Source organism: Streptomyces sp. NPDC003393 (genome assembly GCF_053589015.1).
This window is the reverse complement of sequence record NZ_JBSFRB010000006.1, coordinates 93,414-112,493: the sequence shown is the minus strand read 5'-3', so window position 1 is coordinate 112,493 and position 19,080 is coordinate 93,414. Positions and strand designations below refer to the sequence as shown.

Below are 19,080 nucleotides of genomic sequence, written 5' to 3'. Positions count from 1 at the left end.
TGACGGTGCACCACGGCGGGCACCGGAATGCGAAGCCGGCGGGGCTCTGCGACGATCGCAGCATGGTCAGGCGGCTCAGGGTGGACACCACGGCCTGGTCGACCGTCGTGCCGGTGCTCGCGGTCGTCCTGCTGATCTTCACCTGGGGACGCAGCCTGCCCGCCGTGGTCGTCGTTGTGATTACCATGCTCCTCGCCGTCTCGGTGCTGGCCGCCGTGCACCATGCCGAAGTGGTGGCCCACCGCGTGGGCGAGCCCTTCGGCTCCCTCGTCCTCGCCATCGCCGTCACCGTCATCGAGGTCGCACTCATCGTCACCCTCATGGTCGACGGCGGCAGCAAGAGCGCGACCCTGGCCCGGGACACGGTGTTCGCGGCCGTGATGATCACCTGCAACGGCGTCGTAGGGATGAGCCTTCTCGTCGCCTCGCTCCGCCACCGCATCGCCGTCTTCAACGCCGAGGGCACCGGTGCGGCCCTCGCCACCGTGGCGACCCTGGCCACCCTCAGCCTGGTCCTGCCGACGTTCACCACCAGCAGGCCGGGGCCACAGTTCTCCGGGTTCCAGCTCACCTTCGCCGCGCTGTCCTCACTGATCCTCTACGGCCTGTTCGTGGCCACCCAGACCGTGCGCCATCGCGACTACTTCCTGCCCATCACCCGACACGGCGAGGTGATCACCACCCACAGTCACGCGGAGCGGCCCACCACCCGCAAGGCCTGGACGAGTCTGACCCTGCTGGGCCTCGCCCTCGTCGGCGTGGTCGGACTGGCCAAGGGCGTCTCGCCGACCATCGAGTCCACGGTCATCGCGGCCGGGCTGCACCAAGCCGTCGTCGGTGTGATCATCGCCCTGCTGGTGCTGCTCCCGGAGACCATCGCCGCACTGCGCTCCGCCCGGCGCGACCGCGTGCAGACCAGCCTCAACCTCGCCCTCGGCTCCGCGATGGCCAGCATCGGGCTGACCATCCCGGCCGTCGCGCTGGCCTCCGTGTGGCTCTCGGGGCCGCTCGTCCTCGGCCTCGGGTCCACCCACATGCTGCTGCTCCTGCTCACGGTGGTGGTCGCCTCGCTGACCGTGGTCCCGGGCCGGGCCACCCCGCTCCAGGGCGGGGTGCACCTGGTGATCTTCGCGGCGTACCTGGAACTGGCGATCAATCCCTAGACCGGCCGGGCGACATGCCCGGGGGGCGAGCCGGGCCCGCATCCCCGGCGGCGAGGCCGGCAGGCCGTGATAGACCGGATCCCGAGCAGCGGTCGTCGACCCACGGCCGTACCCGAACGGACCCGGAGGAACCGTGCCACGCAGCCTGGCCACCGCCCCGATCATGATCCTCAACGGCCCCAACCTGAACCTGCTCGGGCAGCGGCAGCCGGAGATCTACGGTTCCGACACGCTGGCGGACGTCGAGGCCCTGTGCGCGAAGGCGGCCTCCGCCCACGGCGGCACGGTGGACTTCCGCCAGTCCAACCACGAGGGCGAACTCGTCGACTGGATCCACGAGGCACGGCTGAACCACTGCGGCATCGTGATCAACCCGGCCGCCTACTCCCACACCTCCGTCGCCCTCCTGGACGCCCTCAACACCTGCGACGGACTGCCGGTCGTGGAGGTGCACATCTCCAACATCCACCAGCGTGAGTCGTTCCGGCACCACTCCTACGTGTCGCTGCGCGCCGACGGTGTCATCGCCGGCTGCGGAGTCCAGGGATACGCGTTCGCGGTGGAGCGGGTGGCGACGCTGGCCCGCGCGGGCCGGACCGAGGCGTAGTCGTCCCGGACCGAGGTGCGGGCGGCACGGGAACCGGGACGCGGACGGCGGAGGAGCCGCGCCCCGGTGTCGGGCCGGGCCGCCGGCCGAGGGCGGGCAAGGAGGACCGGCGGCCCGTGCCGCCCCAGGAGCCGTCGTCCTGTGCGGGGCTGCCATCAGTTGACCGCGTGGCGGACCGTGGGGGGGAGCGCACGCGTGCGTCCCGCGCGTGCGAAGGCTTCACACGGGGTGCGCGTAACCCCAGAGGGGCTCACCACCCGCGCGCGTGCCACTCCGGCAGATGCGGGCGCTCCGCGCCCAGTGTGGTGTCGTTGCCGTGTCCGGGGTAGACCCAGGTCTCGTCCGGGAGGACGTCGAAGATCTTCGTCTCGACGTCGTGGATCAGGCGGGCGAACGCCTTCGGGTCCTTGAAGGTGTTCCCCACGCCGCCCGGGAACAGGCAGTCGCCGGTGAACACGTGCGGGTGCCCGTGCGGGTCGTCGTAGACCAGCGCGATCGACCCCGGGGTGTGTCCGACGAGGTGGCGCGCGGTGAGCTCCACCTGCCCCACCCGGATGGTGTCGCCGTCGTCGACCAGGACATCGGTCGGCACCGGGATCCCCTCGGCGTCCTCCCGGCCGGCATACGTACGCGCGCCCGTGGCGGCCACCACCTCGGCCAGCGCCTGCCAGTGGTCGCCGTGCCGATGGGTGGTGACGACGGACGCGATGCCGTCGTCACCGATCATGCCGAGCAACGTGTGCGCGTCGTTGGCCGCGTCGATCAGCAACTGCTCGTCGGTGGCCCGGCAACGCAGCAGATAGGCGTTGTTGTCCATCGGGCCGACCGCGATCTTGGTGATCATCAGGTCCTTCAGCTCGTGCACGTCCGCCGGGCCGCCGACCGTCACCTCTCCGCTGTACGTCATGGCGGTCAGCCTATAGCGGGAGTGCCCCGGGGTCCGTCCGTCGCGAAGGCCCCCGAGGGTGCTCACATGCCCCGGGCACGGGGCCGTACGGCCGCCGCCGATGCGGGAGCTACAGCGGGGGGAGCGCCGGAAGCGCGCCGCCGGCCACCGTGAGCGCGGAGCCGTCGCGCCGTCCGGCGAGCCAGCCCAGCAGGTCGGCCCGGGCTCCGGTGACGGTGACCGCCGGCTCGGCCGCCTGCCGGCCCGTGCTCCACGCGCGCGTGCCGTCCGTCAGCCGGGTCGGCGGCACGTCCGGGTGACCCGAGAACCGCTGCGCGAGGAAGTCGATCTCCCGCTCCACGAACTCGGCCGGAACATCCTCCAACTCGTAGCCGACACCGAGGTCCACGTGGTGCAGCTCGACCTCCACCCAGCGGCGGAACGGCACGCGGGAGGCGGAGTCGGTGACTCCGTTGCGCAGCTCCACGGTGCGTGACCAGTCCGCCGGCGCCTCTCCGGCCTCCTGGAACCGGGCCGCGCTCGTGCGCACGTCGAAGACCTGGGTGTCGAGGTCGCGCGGGGCGTCCCGCTCGATCTCCGCGTCCCTCGCCTCGGCGGAGGCGTACATGGGGCGCCCCTCCAGGACGTTCACGAGCGCGTCCGCGTTGCGGGCGAGGTGGGCGAGGACGTGTCCGCGGGTCCAGCCGGGCAGCCGTGACTCATCGGTCACAGCCGCGTTGTCCAGTTTGGCGACCGCGTCGAGCAGTCGTTCGGTGGCGTCCTGTACAGATGCCAGGTCACGAGCGTGATCAATCATGGACCTGACCCTAGCCGCGCCACACGTTCGGGTGAAGGCGGCCGACCGAGGCCGTAAATCGAATGCACGTGCTATAAGGTCGAGCGTGGCGTCGGGCATGCTGGAGAGCCGGGGTTTGTTGACCCACACGGCGGATCCGGGAATCCCACCCGGCGTTGTCAGTGGCTCCCCCTAGTCTGAAGAAGCACGGGGGCCCCGCCCCTGTCACTTCTCTCAAGAAAGGTGCGGACCGGCGTGGCCGACCGTCTCATCGTCCGTGGCGCGCGCGAGCACAACCTGAAGAACGTCTCGCTCGACCTGCCTCGGGACGCGCTCATCGTCTTCACGGGCCTGTCCGGGTCGGGCAAGTCCTCCCTGGCCTTCGACACGATCTTCGCCGAGGGCCAGCGCCGCTACGTGGAGTCGCTCTCCTCGTACGCCCGGCAGTTCCTCGGCCAGATGGACAAGCCCGACGTCGACTTCATCGAAGGCCTCTCCCCGGCGGTCTCCATCGACCAGAAGTCGACCTCGCGCAACCCGCGCTCGACGGTCGGCACGATCACCGAGGTCTACGACTACCTCCGGCTGCTCTTCGCGCGCATCGGCAAGCCGCACTGTCCCGAGTGCGGCCGCCCGATCTCGCGTCAGTCGCCGCAGGCCATCGTCGACAAGGTGCTGGAGCTGCCGGAGGGGAGCCGCTTCCAGGTCCTGTCGCCGCTGGTGCGCGAGCGCAAGGGCGAGTTCGTCGACCTCTTCGCCGACCTCCAGGCCAAGGGCTACTCCCGCGCGCGCGTGGACGGCGAGACCGTCCAGCTCTCCAGCCCGCCCACCCTGAAGAAGCAGGAGAAGCACACCATCGAGGTGGTCGTCGACCGCCTCACGGTGAAGGACAGCGCCAAGCGCCGCCTGACCGACTCGGTGGAGACCGCCCTCGGACTGTCCGGCGGCATGATCGTGCTCGACTTCGTCGACCTTCCCGAGGACGACCCCGAGCGCGAGCGCATGTACTCGGAGCACCTCTACTGCCCCTACGACGACCTGTCCTTCGAGGAGCTGGAGCCCCGCTCCTTCTCCTTCAACTCGCCCTTCGGCGCCTGCCCCGAGTGCACCGGCATCGGCACCCGCATGGAGGTCGACCCGGAGCTGATCGTCCCCGACGAGGAGAAGACCCTCGACGAGGGCGCCATCCACCCTTGGTCGCACGGGCACACCAAGGACTACTTCGGCCGCCTGATCGGCGCCCTCGCCGACGCGCTCGGCTTCCGCACGGACATCCCCTTCGCGGGCCTGCCGCAGCGCGCCAAGAAGGCCCTGCTGTACGGCCACAAGACGCAGATCGAGGTCCGCTACCGCAACCGGTACGGGCGCGAGCGCGTGTACACCACGCCCTTCGAGGGCGCCGTGCCCTTCGTCAAGCGCCGGCACAGCGAGGCCGAGAGCGACGCCAGCCGCGAGCGCTTCGAGGGCTACATGCGCGAGGTGCCCTGCCCGACCTGTGAGGGCACCCGTCTGAAGCCGGTGGTCCTCGCGGTCACGCTCATGGGCAAGTCGATCGCCGAGATCTCCGCGATGTCGATCAGCGACTGCGCGGACTTCCTGCGCGGGCTCAAGCTCGACGCCCGCGACAAGAAGATCGCCGAGCGCGTGCTCAAGGAGGTCAACGAGCGGCTGCGGTTCCTGGTCGACGTCGGCCTGGACTACCTCTCGCTGAACCGCGCGGCCGGCACGCTCTCCGGCGGCGAGGCCCAGCGCATCCGCCTGGCCACACAGATCGGCTCCGGCCTCGTGGGCGTCCTGTACGTGCTGGACGAGCCGTCCATCGGCCTGCACCAGCGCGACAACCACCGGCTGATCGAGACCCTGGTCCGACTGCGCGACATGGGCAACACCCTCATCGTCGTCGAGCACGACGAGGACACCATCAAGGTCGCCGACTGGGTCGTCGACATCGGCCCCGGCGCCGGTGAGCACGGCGGAAAGGTCGTGCACAGCGGCTCCCTGAAGGGGCTGCTGGCCAACGCCGAGTCGCAGACCGGACAGTATCTGGCGGGCAAGAAGTCCATCCCGCTGCCGGGCATCCGGCGACCGCGCGACCTGTCCCGGCAGCTCACTGTGCACGGCGCCCGGGAGAACAACCTCCAGGACATCGACGTGTCCTTCCCGCTGGGGCTCTTCACGGCCGTCACCGGCGTCTCCGGTTCCGGCAAGTCGACCCTGGTCAACGACATCCTGTACACGCACCTGGCTCGCGAGCTGAACGGCGCGCGCAACGTCCCCGGACGGCACACGCGCGTGGACGGCGACGACCTCGTCGACAAGGTGGTGCACGTCGACCAGTCGCCCATCGGCCGCACCCCGCGGTCCAACCCGGCGACGTACACCGGCGTCTTCGACCACATCCGCAAGCTGTTCGCCGAGACCACCGAGGCGAAGGTCCGCGGCTACCTGCCGGGCCGCTTCTCCTTCAACGTCAAGGGCGGCCGCTGCGAGAACTGCGCGGGCGACGGCACCATCAAGATCGAGATGAACTTCCTGCCGGACGTCTACGTCCCCTGCGAGGTCTGCCACGGTGCCCGCTACAACAGGGAGACGCTGGAGGTCCACTACAAGGGCAAGTCCATCGCCGACGTGCTGAACATGCCCATCGAGGAGGCGACCGACTTCTTCGATGCCGTCCCGGCCATCTCCCGGCACCTGAGGACCCTGAAGGACGTCGGCCTCGGCTACGTCCGGCTCGGCCAGTCCGCGACCACCCTGTCCGGCGGTGAGGCCCAGCGGGTGAAGCTCGCCAGCGAGCTGCAGAAGCGCTCTACCGGGCGCACGGTCTACGTCCTGGACGAGCCGACCACCGGCCTGCACTTCGAGGACATCAGCAAGCTGCTGAAGGTCCTCTCCGGGCTGGTCGACAAGGGCAACACGGTCATCGTCATCGAGCACAACCTCGACGTGATCAAGACCGCCGACTGGATCGTGGACATGGGCCCGGAGGGCGGCGCGGGCGGCGGCCTGGTCGTCGCCGAGGGCACCCCCGAGGAGGTCGCCGGCGTGCCGGCCAGCCACACCGGCAAGTTCCTCCGGGAGATCCTGGGCGCCGACCGGATCAGCGACGCCGCGCCGGTGAAGGCACCGCGCAAGGCCGTCGGCAAGGCGGTGGCGGCGGCCTCGGCGACACCGCGGACGCGAACGGCGCGGACGAGCACGGCCAAGGCCGCGGACGGGACGGCGACCAAGAAGGCCGCGGGCGCGAAGAAGACGGTCCCCGCACAGAAGACGGCGCGGGCCCGCAAGGCCTGAGCGAGCGCTCCAGGAGCGCACGAACAGCCGCGACCGAGTGCTGGGCGCCTCACGGAAACCAACCCGTGAGGCGCCCAGCCGCATGTCGCTATGGCTCGCCCACCTCGGACGCGTACGGCGGCTCCGCGCCCGCGCGGGAGCAGGTGACCGCGGCCGCCCGGGCCGCGAACCGCAGCAGCCGGGTCCAGCCCTCGGCGCCGAGGCCGGCGAGGCCCTCCGGGGACAGGGCGTCGCGAGCGGCCAGGCCGTGCAGCAGGGCCGCGTTGACGGTGTCGCCCGCGCCGATCGTGTCGACGACGTCCACCTTCACGCCCGGCACGGAGTGCTCCGCGCCGTCCCGGGTGTACGCGGTGAGCCCGTCGCCCCCGTGAGTGATCACGACGGCCGAGGGCCCGGCGGCCAGCCACTCGCGCGGAGTGCCGCCCAGCCACCGCGCGTCCTCCTCCGAGAGCTTCAGCAGGGACACCGACGGCAGCCAGCCGCGGAACCGAGCCCGGTAGGCGTCCGGGTCCGGGATCAGCCCGGTCCGGATGTTCGGGTCGAGCGCGGTGAACACACCCTGGCCGGCCGCGCTCCGCATCAACTCCTCGTAGGCGCCGGAACCCGGCTCCAGCACCAGCGAACAGGTGCCGAAGGACACCGCGCGGGTCCCGGCGGGCAGCCCGGCGGGCACGCTGAACAGCCGGTCCGCGGTCCCGTCCACGTAGAAGGAGTACGCGGCGGAGCCGTCGGCGTCGACCGTGGCGACCGCCAGCGTCGTCGGTTCGCTGCCGCGCTGCACACCGGAGACGTCCACCCCCGCCCGGCGCAGCCCGTCGAGCAGGGCCTCGCCGAAGGCGTCGTACGACGTGCGGGAGCAGAAAGCGGTGGGGGAGCCGAGACGGCCGAGGGCGACGGCCGTGTTGTAGGGGCCGCCGCCGAGCGCCGGCTTGAGGTCCGCGAGGGCGCCCGCGCCCCGCGGTACCAGGTCGATCAGGGCCTCACCGGCGACGACGATCACGTGTCCGTTCCTTTCTCGGGCCGAGCGGGACAGCCGCAGGAGGTGCGGTGGACGAAGGTGCAGGGCAGCCGCACGGTGCGGGCGGGCCGGTCCGGCTCGGCCAGACGGTCCAGCAGCACCCGCAGGGCCCGGGCGCCGAGCTCTCTGCCGGGCTGGGCGACGGCGGTCAGCCGCGGGGAGAACAGGTCGGCCCAGTCGAAGTCGTCGAAGCAGCACAGCGCCATGTCTTCGGGCACCGACAGGCCGCGCTCGCGCAGCGCGCGCAGGGCACCGATGGTCATCGCGTTGTTGGCGGTGACGAGGGCGGTGGGCGGCACGGCGAGGGACAGCAGGGACGCCGTGGCATGCTCCGCCCCGTCCGCCGAGGAGTCGCCGTGCACCACGAGCCGTTCGTCGTGAGGGAGACCGGCGGCGGCCAGTCCGTGGCGGTACCCGCTGATCCGCTCGCTGGTCGTGCTCAGTCCGGGCAGGCCCGCGACCAGGCCGATCCGGCGGTGCCCGAGGGACGCGAGGTGGGTGACGAGTCCGGCCGTCGGTGCGGCGTTCTCGGCGCAGACCTGGTCGAATCCGGGTGCCTCCCGCTCTTCGGTGTCCATGCCGGTGTGCACCAGTCGGTCCAGGAACACGGCGGGTACGCCGTGCCGCGTGAGGTAGGCGACGAGCTCCCGCGGACGCGCGGACGGCGCGACGATGACGCCGTCCACCCGGCGCTCGTGCAGGAGCTGCACCACCGTGTGTTCGTGCGCGGGGTCGTCGTGCGGGTCGGCGATGAGCAGGCTGTAGCCGTGCTCCAGGGCGCTGGACTCGACCCCCTGGAGGATCTCCGTGAAGTACGGGTTGCTGATGGCGGACACCGCGAGACCGATGGACCGGGTCCGGGACGTGACGAGGGAGCGGGCGAGCCCGTTGAGCGTGTAGCCGAGCTCCTCCACGGCGGCCAGCACCGCCTGACGGGTGTGCGGCAGCACCGGACGGGTGCCGTTCAGCACATGTGAGACGGTCGCCACGGAGACGCCGGCGCTGCGCGCCACATCGGCCATGGTCGGCATCGCGTTCCCCTTCCGAACCGCCGTGCGGCCCCGGCTTCGTCCCACCGCCGCACGGCTGTTCGTCCTGTGCCGTGGCGGGACCTCGGGGCCTGTTGGCCGGGACCGTATCCCATTCCGCGTCGGACGTAAACGCTTGCGCAAACGTTTACGTCTCGCGGACCCCGCCCCGGGGTCCCTCGACGCGGTGGGTATCGTCGGCGTGCACAACCCTGCGACCAGTGGAGTTCCCCATGCCCGGCCGTCCGTCCGCGCGCCGCCGCACGATCCTTCGTGGAGCGGCCCTCACCCCCGTCGCCGGGCTCGGGCTCGTCGCCTGCGGACCCGAGGGCGGCGCCTCGGCCCCGGCCGCCCCCACCGCCCCGGTCGACCTCGGTCCCGAGAGCGAGGTCCCCAAGGGCGGCGCCAAGCTGTACCGGGACCACAACGTGGTCGTCAGCCGGGACGCGGGCGGCGCGCTGAAGGCGTTCAGCACCGTCTGCACACACGCGGGATGCCCGATCAACAAGCTCCAGGACACGACCCTGATCTGCCCCTGCCACGGCAGCCGGTTCGACGCCACGACCGGCGAAGTGGTGCAGTCCCCGGCCACGGAGCCGCTCGTCGCACTCCCCGTGCGCGCGGAGGGCGGCAAGATCGTCGCCGGTCCCGGCGCCTGACCGGCTCACCCCCGCGCAGGCGGGCTACCCCCAGTCCCAGCCGATCCCGAGGATCCCGCACCGGACCCGCGGCTCCACCAGGTGGACCGAACGGTGCCGTTCGCTCACCGGCAGCTCCTGCCGGTCGCTGCGCGGGGCCGCCGCCGAGTGCTGCGTGAACCGGTGGCAGCGCGCCGGGAGGGCGGCGGCGTCGAACCGCACCTGGAGGGCGTACTGCCCGCCCGCCGAGTCGAAGGCCCGGACGTACTCGCGCGACACCCCGGCCGTGCCGTCCTCGACGCCGTACCGGAACAGATACGTGTCGCCGGCCCGCAGACTGGTGTCGAAGAGCAGTTCGGCCACCAGGACCCCGGTGTCGTGGTGCCGGCGCACGCGTCCGGTGCGGCAGTTCTCCAGCGCCTGCACCGCCATCCGCTCCGGCGCGCAGCCCGGATCACCGTGGTGGACGGCGACGAACCGGTCCACACCGTCCCGCAGCGCGCGCACGATGTGCTGCGACTCGCGCCCGGCCAGTTCCCGGCGCGCCCCTATGCGCACGCGCTCGTGGTGGCCGAGGGTCTGCAGTCCGCCGTCGGGCGGGGCGTCCAGATCCGCCAGCAGCCCGCGCAGCACACCGGAGGCCTCGACGAAGGAGCGGTAGGAACGGGAGGCGGGCCGTCCGGCCGGATGCTCCCGGTCCCCGCCGTTCTCGGCCAGCAGCCGGATCAGGGACTCGTCCGGCAGCCGCAGTATCTCCTCCAGGGCCCGCACGGCCCGCAGCGACTCCGGGCGCTGCGGGCGCCGGGCGCCCTGCTGCCAGTAGCTCAGACTGGTGACGCCGACCCGGACCCCGTAGCGCGACAGATGGTGCTGCACGCGTTGCAGCGGCAGCCCGCGGGCGGCGATCGCGGCGCGCAGCGCCACGTGGAAGGGGCCGCCCCGCAGAGCCGTGTCCAGTTCCGCGGTAGCGACGTCCGTCTGCTGGGAGGCGTGCGGCATGCACGGGCCTTTCTGTGAAGGTGCGGGGTGCACAACGGCTGGTCAGACCGTTCACGCGAGTCGCAGGGACCACCCCCACGGCCCCGACTTCCCCCGCATTGAAGCGTGTAGCCCATGTCCCGACAACACCTGAGGCCGGACCGCCGCGTACTCCTGGCCGAGTCCGTACCCCTCGCGGGGCGGGCCCGCCCCGCCCGCGGTGGGGAGTCCGGACCCCGTCGAGCGCGGTCGGCACCCCGGTGCGAGGGCGGACTGCTCCCGGCGAGCCCGGCGCCGAGCGCGTTGTCCACAGGCTCGCCGCGCTGTCACTCCTCGCCAGTAGGGTGTGAGACATGGCCGACCCCTCCAGCTACCGCCCCAAGCCGGGAGACATCCCGGACTCTCCCGGGGTCTACCGATTCCGGGACGAGCACCGCCGGGTGATCTACGTCGGAAAGGCGAAGAGTCTGCGTCAGCGCCTGGCCAACTACTTCCAGGACCTGACGAACCTCCACCCGCGCACCCGCACCATGGTCACCACGGCCGCGTCCGTGGAGTGGACCGTGGTGTCCACGGAGGTCGAGGCCCTCCAGCTGGAGTACTCCTGGATCAAGGAGTACGACCCCCGGTTCAACGTCAAGTACCGCGACGACAAGAGCTACCCGTACCTCGCGGTGACGATGAACGAGGAGTTCCCGCGCGTCCAGGTCATGCGCGGCCACAAGAAGAAGGGCGTGCGCTACTTCGGTCCGTACGCCCACGCGTGGGCCATCCGCGACACCGTCGACCTCCTGCTGCGCGTCTTCCCCGTGCGCACCTGCTCGGCCGGCGTCTTCAAGAACGCCGCCCGCACCGGCCGCCCCTGCCTGCTCGGCTACATCGGCAAGTGCTCCGCCCCCTGCGTCGGCCGGATCTCCGCCGAGGACCACCGACAACTGGCCGAGGAGTTCAGCGACTTCATGGCCGGCCGCACGGGCACCTATGTGCGCCGCCTGGAACAGCAGATGACACAGGCGGCCGAGGAGATGGAGTACGAGCGGGCGGCCCGCCTGCGTGACGACATCGAGGCCCTGAAGAAGGCCATGGAGAAGAACGCGGTCGTGCTCGCCGACGCGACCGACGCCGACCTGATCGCCGTCGCCGAGGACGAGCTGGAGGCGGCCGTGCAGATCTTCCACGTGCGCGGCGGACGGGTGCGCGGTCAGCGCGGCTGGGTCACCGACAAGGTGGAGGAGGTCACCACCGGGGCCCTGGTCGAGCACGCGCTGCAACAGCTGTACGGCGAGGAGAGCGGGGACGCCGTACCCAAGGAGGTCCTCGTCCCCGCCCTGCCCGACCCCCTCGGGCCGGTCCAGCAGTGGCTCACCGACCGCCGCGGCTCGGGCGTGTCCCTGCGCATCCCGCAGCGCGGCGACAAGAAGGCCCTCATGGAGACCGTGCAGCGCAACGCCCAGCAGGCGCTCGCCCTGCACAAGACCAAGCGCGCCTCCGACCTGACCACCCGCTCGCGCGCCCTGGAGGAGATCGCCGAGGCCCTCGACCTGGACAGCGCCCCTCTGCGCATCGAGTGCTACGACATCTCCCACCTCCAGGGCGACGACGTGGTGGCCTCCATGGTCGTCTTCGAGGACGGGTTGCAGCGCAAGGGCGAGTACCGGCGTTTCCAGATCAGGGGCTTCCAGGGGCAGGACGACGTCCGCTCCATGCACGAGGTGATCACCCGGCGCTTCCGGCGCTATCTGGCCGACATGGAGAAGAGCGGCGAGTGGGTGGACGACGACCTCAAGGACGATGAAGGCCGTCCGAGAAAGTTCGCCTATCCACCGCAGCTTGTCGTCGTCGACGGCGGGCAGCCCCAGGTCGCCGCGGCCCGTCGGGCCCTGGACGAGCTCGGCATCGACGACATCGCCGTCTGCGGCCTGGCCAAGCGCCTGGAGGAGGTGTGGCTGCCCGGCGAGGACGACCCGGTGGTCCTGCCGCGCACCAGCGAAGGGCTGTACCTGCTCCAGCGCGTCCGTGACGAGGCCCACCGCTTCGCCATCACCTACCAGCGCACCAAGCGGGCCAAGCGGTTCCGCGCAGGCCCCCTGGACGACGTGCCGGGCCTCGGCGACACCCGCAAGCGGGCGCTCATCAAGTATTTCGGGTCGGTGAGGAAGCTGCGGTCCGCCACCGTCGACCAGATCTGCGAGGTGCCCGGCATAGGCCGCAAGACGGCCGAGACGATCGCCGGGGCCCTCGCCCAGGCGGCCCCGGCCGCACCCGCCGTGAACACGGCGACCGGAGAGATCATGGAAGACGTGGAGGAGACGGCATCCGGAGCGACGGCCGGTGCCGCAGGGGAGCCCGTTCCCGCGGGCGCCCGGAACGATCGACGGGGCCAGGAGACATGACCGAGCACGACGAGCAGCGCGCACAGCGGCGAGAACAGGCGCACCCCACCCAGCCGCGGGATCAGGCCCGCCAGGAGCCACGCGAGGACCAGGGGCAGCCCTCGGTCCGGGAAGACGGAGCACAGGTGAGTACGGGCATCGACACGGGCGGCGTCCCCGACGCGGCCATCCCCGAGCTGGTGATCATCTCCGGTATGTCCGGCGCCGGGCGGTCCACGGCCGCCAAGTGCCTGGAGGACCTCGGCTGGTTCGTCGTCGACAACCTGCCGCCCGCGCTGATCCCCACCATGGTGGAGCTCGGCGCCCGCTCGCAGGGCAACGTGGCGCGCATCGCGGTCGTCGTGGACGTCCGCGGCCGCCGCTTCTTCGACAATCTGCGGGAGTCCCTGGCGGACCTGGAGGCCCGGCAGGTCACCCGTCGGATCGTCTTCCTGGAGTCCTCGGACGACGCCCTGGTGCGCCGCTTCGAGTCGGTGCGCCGCCCCCACCCCCTCCAGGGCGACGGCCGCATCGTCGACGGCATCGCCGCCGAGCGGGAGCTGCTGCGCGAGCTGCGCGGCGACGCCGACCTGGTGATCGACACCTCCAGCCTCAACGTGCACGAGCTGCGCGCCAAGATGGACGCCCAGTTCGCCGGCGAGGAGGAGCCCGAGCTGCGGGCCACGGTGATGTCCTTCGGGTTCAAGTACGGGCTGCCCGTCGACGCCGACCTGGTCGCGGACATGCGGTTCCTGCCCAACCCGCACTGGGTGCCGGAGCTGCGCCCGTACACCGGCCTCAACGAGGAGGTCGCCGCCTACGTCTTCAACCAGCCCGGCGCCAAGGAGTTCCTCGACCGCTACGCCGAACTGCTGCGGCTGATCTCGGCCGGCTACCGCCGCGAGGGCAAGCGCTACGTGACCATCGCCATCGGCTGCACGGGCGGCAAGCACCGCTCCGTGGCCATGTCGGAGAAGCTCGCCGCACGACTCGCGGCCGAGGGCGTGGAGACCGTCGTCGTCCACCGGGACATGGGGCGCGAGTGACCGGACGTACTCCGCGGCTGAGCAGACTGCGCCGGGTGGTGCCGGAGGGACGTGCCGGCAGGCTGTCCGCCGCCTCGGGCCACCAGGCGGGTGAAGGGCGCGCGACCCGTCCCGAGTCCCGGGGCGCCCGGCCGCGTCGTCGCGGTGCCCAGCCCAAGGTGGTCGCCCTCGGCGGCGGCAGGGGCCTGTCCGCCTCGCTCGCCGCACTGCGCCGGATCACCGGCGACCTGACCGCCGTCGTCACCGTCGCCGACGACGGCGGCTCCAGCGGGCGCCTGCGCGACGAACTGGGCGTGCTGCCGCCCGGCGACCTGCGCAAGGCGCTGGCCGCGCTGTGCGGCGACGACGACTGGGGCCAGACCTGGGCACGCGTCATCCAGCACCGCTTCACCTCCCAGGGCGATCTGCACGACCACGCCGTCGGCAATCTGCTGATCGTCGCCCTGTGGGAGCAGCTCGGCGACCACGTCCAGGCCCTGGACCTGGTCGGCAAGCTGCTGGGGGCGCACGGGCGTGTGCTGCCCATGTCCGCCGTGCCGCTGGAGCTCCAGGCCCTGGTCAAGGGGCACGACCCGGAGCGCCCCGACGACGTGGACACCGTCCGCGGCCAGGCCACGGTGGCGCTCACGCCCGGCGAGGTGCAGTCCGTGCACCTCGTGCCGCACGACCCGCCCGCCGTCCCGGAGGCCGTGGCGGCGGTGCTGGACGCTGACTGGGTGGTGCTCGGACCCGGCTCCTGGTTCTCCTCGGTCATCCCGCACCTGCTGGTGCCCGAGCTTCTGGACGCGCTCACCGAGACGAAGGCACGCCGTGTGCTCTCCCTGAACCTCGCCCCGCAGCCAGGAGAAACCGAGGGCTTCTCCCCGCAGCGTCATTTGGAGGTTTTGGGACGACACGCCCCTAAACTCGCCCTGGACGTGGTGCTGGCCGACGAGGCCGCCGTGCCCGACCGCGAAGTGCTCACCGAGGCCGCCAAGCGGTTCGGCGCCGCGGTCGAGCTGGCGCCGGTGGCCCGGAGGGACGGAACTCCGCGGCATGACCCGGAGCTGCTGGCCGCCGCGTACGACCGTATTTTTCGGATGCATGGAAGGATCGGCCCATGGCGATGACGGCAGCGGTGAAGGACGAGATCTCCCGGCTCCCCGTCACCCGGACCTGCTGCAGGAAGGCGGAGGTATCCGCCATTCTGCGGTTCGCCGGCGGCCTCCACCTGGTCAGTGGGCGCATCGTGATCGAGGCGGAACTGGACACCGCCATGGCGGCGCGCCGGCTGAAGCGGGACATCCTGGAGATCTTCGGACACAGCTCCGAGCTGATCGTGATGGCGCCGGGCGGGCTGCGCCGCGGCTCGCGCTACGTGGTACGCGTCGTCGCGGGCGGTGACCAGCTGGCCCGCCAGACGGGTCTCGTCGACGGGCGGGGCCGCCCGATCCGCGGTCTGCCCCCGCAGGTGGTCTCGGGGGCCACCTGCGACGCCGAGGCCGCCTGGCGCGGGGCCTTCCTGGCGCACGGCTCGCTCACCGAGCCGGGCCGCTCCTCGTCGCTGGAGGTGACCTGCCCCGGACCGGAGGCCGCGCTCGCCCTGGTCGGCGCCGCCCGCCGGCTGTCCATCGCCGCAAAGGCCCGTGAGGTGCGCGGAGTGGACCGGGTCGTCGTCCGTGACGGTGACGCCATCGGCGCGTTGTTGACCCGTCTCGGCGCACACGAGTCGGTGCTGGCCTGGGAGGAGCGGCGGATGCGCCGCGAGGTCCGTGCCACGGCGAACCGGCTGGCCAACTTCGACGACGCCAACCTGCGCCGCTCGGCCCGCGCCGCGGTCGCCGCCGGTGCGCGGGTGGCCCGGGCCCTGGAGATCCTCGGCGACGACGTGCCCGAGCACCTCGCGGCGGCGGGCCGGCTGCGCATGGAGCACAAGCAGGCCTCCCTGGAGGAACTGGGTGCGCTCGCCGACCCGCCGCTGACCAAGGACGCCGTCGCCGGCCGCATCCGCCGGCTGCTGGCCATGGCCGACAAGCGCGCCGCCGACCTGGGCATCCCGGGCACCGAGGCCAACCTCACCGAGGAACTCGCGGACAATCTCGCGGGCTGACCCGCGTACACGCGACGGCGACCACGAACGCCCACAACCGACCGCCACGGTGCTGTCCGTGATCGTCGGAAGTGCACGAGAGTGGTCGCCGTCGGCCGTCGAGCCGCCGTCGGGCAGGGTGGTGCGGCGGCTGCTACCGCAACTCCCTTCGCGGGCCGCGCCCTGTTCGCAAATGGGTTCGCGACGACGACAGTTCGTCGTGCGTGCGGGAGCAACTGCCGCTTTGCCGCTCGCGGTCCGCAGCTCCCCCCGTCCGCAGCTCCGCCCCGCTCGCCGTCTGTCGCTCCGCCCCGCTCGCGGTCTGCCGCACGCCGCTCGCCACGTGCCGTCCGCCACCCCTGTCGACCGACCGGCCGGTGACGGCGGAGGCCCCGGGCGGCCCCTCCGCGCACCCGGTCCAGGGCCCGCGGAGCGGTCCAGGGACGCCCGTTCACAAGTGAGCCGAGGCCATCACGAAAGAGTGACCAATGCGGTCAACCCGGCAACGACATCCGTAGCGAAACAGGGTGATCCGGACGCTCGTGCGAGCGGCCTGTGTCTCTACTGACGCGTATGGATCGCCGCGTCTTTCCTGGAGCGTCCGAATGTCACTTCGGAGGCCCGGGAGGGGTAGGGTCGTGGGTGGTCGGGGACATCCCAATACAGCTCGCCGGAGTCGAAACCGGCGTACCAACGAGGAGATCGGTTCGTGACGATCCGCGTAGGCATCAACGGCTTTGGCCGCATCGGTCGTAACTACTTCCGCGCGCTGCTGGAGCAGGGTGCAGACATCGAGATCGTGGCTGTCAACGACCTGGGTGACACCGCGACCACCGCTCACCTGCTGAAGTACGACACCATCCTCGGCCGCCTCAAGCAGGAGGTCTCGCACACCGAGGACACCATCACCGTCGACGGCAAGACCATCAAGGTCCTCTCCGAGCGCAATCCGGCCGAGATCCCCTGGGGCCGGCTGGGCGTGGACATCGTCATCGAGTCCACCGGCATCTTCACCAAGAAGGAAGACGCCGAGAAGCACCTCGCCGGCGGCGCGAAGAAGGTCATCATCTCCGCGCCGGCGAAGAACGAGGACGTCACCGTCGTCATGGGCGTCAACCAGGACCAGTACGACGCCGCCAACCACAACGTCATCTCCAACGCCTCCTGCACCACCAACTGTGTGGCGCCGATGGCGAAGGTCCTCGACGAGAACTTCGGCATCGTCAAGGGCCTGATGACGACGGTGCACGCGTACACCAACGACCAGCGCATCCTGGACTTCCCGCACAAGGACCTGCGCCGCGCCCGCGCCGCCGCCGAGAACATCATCCCGACCACCACCGGCGCCGCCAAGGCCACCGCCCTGGTGCTGCCCCAGCTCAAGGGCAAGCTGGACGGCATGGCCATGCGCGTCCCGGTCCCCACCGGCTCGGTCACCGACCTCGTCGTCGAGCTCTCCCGCGAGGTCACCAAGGAAGAGGTCAACGCCGCCTTCCAGAAGGCCGCCGAGGGCGAGCTGAAGGGCATCCTCGAGTACACCGAGGACCCGATCGTCTCCTCCGACATCGTCAACGCCCCGGCGTCCTGCACCTTCGACTCCTCCCTGACCATGGTCCAGGAGGGCAAGAACGTGAAGGTCATCGGCTGGTACGACAACGAGTGGGGCTACTCCAACCGCCTCGTCGACCTGACGGTCTTCGTCGGCAACCAGCTCTGATCGACCCCAGCAGGCACCTCGATGTGAGTCCAGGGCTCGGGCAGCGCAACGTCGCGCGGTCCGAGCCCTGACGCACGTACGGCGTCAGGCGCGTGCGACGTGACGCACGCACCGCATGACGCGCGCCCGGCGGGCCGGACGTACCGGCAGCGGCCCGGCCGACGCCGGTACCGTGCCGGTCCACGACCCCGGCCGACGTGCGGATCGACCAGTCCTCGTACGATCAAGAGCCCCTCCTCAGGAGTCCCATCCATGAAGACGATCGACGAACTTCTCTCCGAAGGCGTGAACGGAAAGCGGGTCTTCGTCCGCGCCGACCTCAACGTGCCGCTGGCCGACGGTGTCATCACCGACGACGGCCGTATCCGTGCCGTGCTGCCCACCGTCAAGGCCCTTGCCGAGGCGGGCGCCAAGGTGGTCGTCGCCTCCCACCTCGGCCGCCCCAAGGGCGCCCCGGACCCCGCCTTCTCGCTGCTGCCCGCCGCCGAGCGGCTCGGTGAACTCCTCGGCGCGCCCGTGGCGTTCGCCCAGGACACCGTCGGCCCCGCCGCCCACGACGCCGTGGACGGCCTGCAGCCCGGCCAGGTCGCGGTCATCGAGAACCTGCGCTTCAACCCCGGTGAGACCTCCAAGGACGACGCCGAGCGCGGCGAGTTCGCCGACCGGCTGGCCGCCCTCGCGGACGTCTACGTCGGCGACGGCTTCGGCGCGGTGCACCGCAAGCACGCCTCGGTCTACGACCTCCCGGCCCGCTTGCCGCACTACGCCGGCTACCTCATCGCCACCGAGGTCGGCGTGCTGAAGAAGCTCACCGAGGACGTCAAGCGGCCGTACGTCGTCGCCCTCGGCGGTGCCAAGGTCTCCGACAAGCTCGCCGTCATCGACCAACTGCTCGGCAAGGCCGACCGGCTGCTCATCGGCGGCGGCATGGCGTACACCTTCCTCAAGGCCCAGGGGTACGAGGTCGGCAAGTCCCTCCTGCAGGAGGACCAGATCCCGGCCGTCCAGGAATACCTCGAGCGGGCCGAGAAGACCGGTGTCGAGCTGGTGCTCCCGGTGGACGCGCTGGTCTCGCCCGACTTCCCGGACCTGAGGACCAAGGCCCCGGCCCACCCGACCGCGGTCGCCGCGGACGCCATCCCGGCCGACCAGGAGGGCCTGGACATCGGTCCCGAGACCGGCGCCCTGTACGCCTCGAAGCTCGCCGACGCCGCCACCGTCTTCTGGAACGGCCCGATGGGCGTCTTCGAGCACCCCGACTTCGCCGAGGGCACCCGGGCCGTCGCCCAGGCCCTGGTCGACTCGAAGGGCTTCACCGTCGTCGGTGGCGGCGACTCCGCCGCTGCCGTCCGTACGCTGGGCTTCGACGAGTCGGCATTCGGCCACATCTCGACCGGCGGCGGCGCCTCCCTCGAATACCTCGAGGGCAAGACGCTCCCCGGCCTCGCCGCACTGGAGGACTGACCTCA

15 protein-coding genes are annotated in these 19,080 nt (G+C 71.5%); 10 read left to right on the top strand and 5 right to left on the bottom strand.

Annotated elements, in window-relative coordinates; all coding sequences use genetic code 11:
- The first annotated feature begins 62 nt into the window (after positions 1-62).
- Both ACWDUZ_RS08595 and aroQ read left to right on the top strand, forming a co-directional pair.
- Complete coding sequence (locus ACWDUZ_RS08595) at positions 63-1,163, top strand: calcium:proton antiporter (RefSeq protein WP_451631057.1); 1,101 nt, start codon at positions 63-65, stop codon at positions 1,161-1,163.
- Positions 1,164-1,296: 133 nt separating this feature from the next.
- The gene (gene aroQ, locus ACWDUZ_RS08590) at positions 1,297-1,770 is read left to right on the top strand and encodes a type II 3-dehydroquinate dehydratase (RefSeq protein WP_451631056.1); all 474 of its coding nucleotides are present in this window, start codon (positions 1,297-1,299) and stop codon (positions 1,768-1,770) included.
- Positions 1,771-2,020: 250 nt separating this feature from the next.
- Here aroQ and ACWDUZ_RS08585 read toward each other — a convergent pair whose 3' ends face one another.
- Positions 2,021-2,677 (bottom strand): MBL fold metallo-hydrolase, encoded by a 657-nt coding sequence (locus tag ACWDUZ_RS08585; protein WP_451631055.1) that lies wholly within the window; start codon positions 2,675-2,677, stop codon positions 2,021-2,023.
- A 109-nt stretch (positions 2,678-2,786) separates the two neighbouring features.
- The gene (locus ACWDUZ_RS08580) at positions 2,787-3,473 is read right to left on the bottom strand and encodes a maleylpyruvate isomerase family mycothiol-dependent enzyme (RefSeq protein WP_451631054.1); all 687 of its coding nucleotides are present in this window, start codon (positions 3,471-3,473) and stop codon (positions 2,787-2,789) included.
- A 234-nt stretch (positions 3,474-3,707) separates the two neighbouring features.
- Here ACWDUZ_RS08580 and uvrA point away from each other — a divergent pair, with 234 nt between their 5' ends.
- Positions 3,708-6,746, top strand: coding sequence for an excinuclease ABC subunit UvrA (gene uvrA / locus ACWDUZ_RS08575; RefSeq protein WP_451631053.1), 3,039 nt, complete (start codon positions 3,708-3,710; stop codon positions 6,744-6,746).
- Between the two features lie 88 nt (positions 6,747-6,834).
- On the opposite strand, the gene ACWDUZ_RS08570 is transcribed toward uvrA, so the two are convergent.
- Both ACWDUZ_RS08570 and ACWDUZ_RS08565 read right to left on the bottom strand, forming a co-directional pair.
- Positions 6,835-7,746: a carbohydrate kinase family protein gene (locus ACWDUZ_RS08570; RefSeq protein ID WP_451631052.1), complete on the bottom strand. Its 912-nt coding sequence runs from the start codon at positions 7,744-7,746 to the stop codon at positions 6,835-6,837.
- Entirely contained in the window at positions 7,743-8,795 is a 1,053-nt protein-coding gene (locus ACWDUZ_RS08565) for a LacI family DNA-binding transcriptional regulator (RefSeq protein ID WP_451631051.1), read from the bottom strand. The genes ACWDUZ_RS08570 and ACWDUZ_RS08565 overlap by 4 nt, the downstream gene beginning before the upstream one ends.
- A 230-nt stretch (positions 8,796-9,025) precedes the next feature.
- On the opposite strand from ACWDUZ_RS08565, the gene ACWDUZ_RS08560 reads away from it, so the two are divergent.
- Positions 9,026-9,451, top strand: a complete 426-nt coding sequence (locus ACWDUZ_RS08560; protein ID WP_451631050.1) for a Rieske (2Fe-2S) protein — start codon at positions 9,026-9,028, stop codon at positions 9,449-9,451.
- Positions 9,452-9,475: 24 nt separating this feature from the next.
- Here ACWDUZ_RS08560 and ACWDUZ_RS08555 read toward each other — a convergent pair whose 3' ends face one another.
- Positions 9,476-10,429 carry a hypothetical protein gene (locus ACWDUZ_RS08555; RefSeq protein WP_451631049.1) on the bottom strand — a complete coding sequence of 318 codons (954 nt, stop codon included), beginning with the start codon at positions 10,427-10,429 and terminating at the stop codon, positions 9,476-9,478.
- Positions 10,430-10,761: 332 nt separating this feature from the next.
- Here ACWDUZ_RS08555 and uvrC point away from each other — a divergent pair, with 332 nt between their 5' ends.
- From uvrC to ACWDUZ_RS08525, 6 genes are all read left to right on the top strand, one after another.
- Positions 10,762-12,801: an excinuclease ABC subunit UvrC gene (gene uvrC, locus ACWDUZ_RS08550; protein WP_451631048.1), complete on the top strand. Its 2,040-nt coding sequence runs from the start codon at positions 10,762-10,764 to the stop codon at positions 12,799-12,801.
- Complete coding sequence (gene rapZ, locus ACWDUZ_RS08545) at positions 12,798-13,826, top strand: RNase adapter RapZ (protein ID WP_451631047.1); 1,029 nt, start codon at positions 12,798-12,800, stop codon at positions 13,824-13,826. Before uvrC ends, rapZ begins: the two co-directional genes overlap by 4 nt.
- Positions 13,823-14,935 carry a gluconeogenesis factor YvcK family protein gene (locus ACWDUZ_RS08540; protein ID WP_451631046.1) on the top strand — a complete coding sequence of 371 codons (1,113 nt, stop codon included), beginning with the start codon at positions 13,823-13,825 and terminating at the stop codon, positions 14,933-14,935. Before rapZ ends, ACWDUZ_RS08540 begins: the two co-directional genes overlap by 4 nt.
- A complete protein-coding gene (gene whiA, locus ACWDUZ_RS08535) occupies positions 14,926-15,915 on the top strand; it encodes a DNA-binding protein WhiA (RefSeq protein WP_218513052.1) in 990 nt (329 codons plus the stop codon). The genes ACWDUZ_RS08540 and whiA overlap by 10 nt, the downstream gene beginning before the upstream one ends.
- Positions 15,916-16,603: 688 nt before the next feature.
- A complete protein-coding gene (gap, locus tag ACWDUZ_RS08530) occupies positions 16,604-17,611 on the top strand; it encodes a type I glyceraldehyde-3-phosphate dehydrogenase (protein ID WP_451631045.1) in 1,008 nt (335 codons plus the stop codon).
- A 252-nt stretch (positions 17,612-17,863) separates the two neighbouring features.
- Complete coding sequence (locus tag ACWDUZ_RS08525; RefSeq protein WP_451631044.1) at positions 17,864-19,075, top strand: phosphoglycerate kinase; 1,212 nt, start codon at positions 17,864-17,866, stop codon at positions 19,073-19,075.
- Positions 19,076-19,080 lie beyond the last annotated feature (5 nt).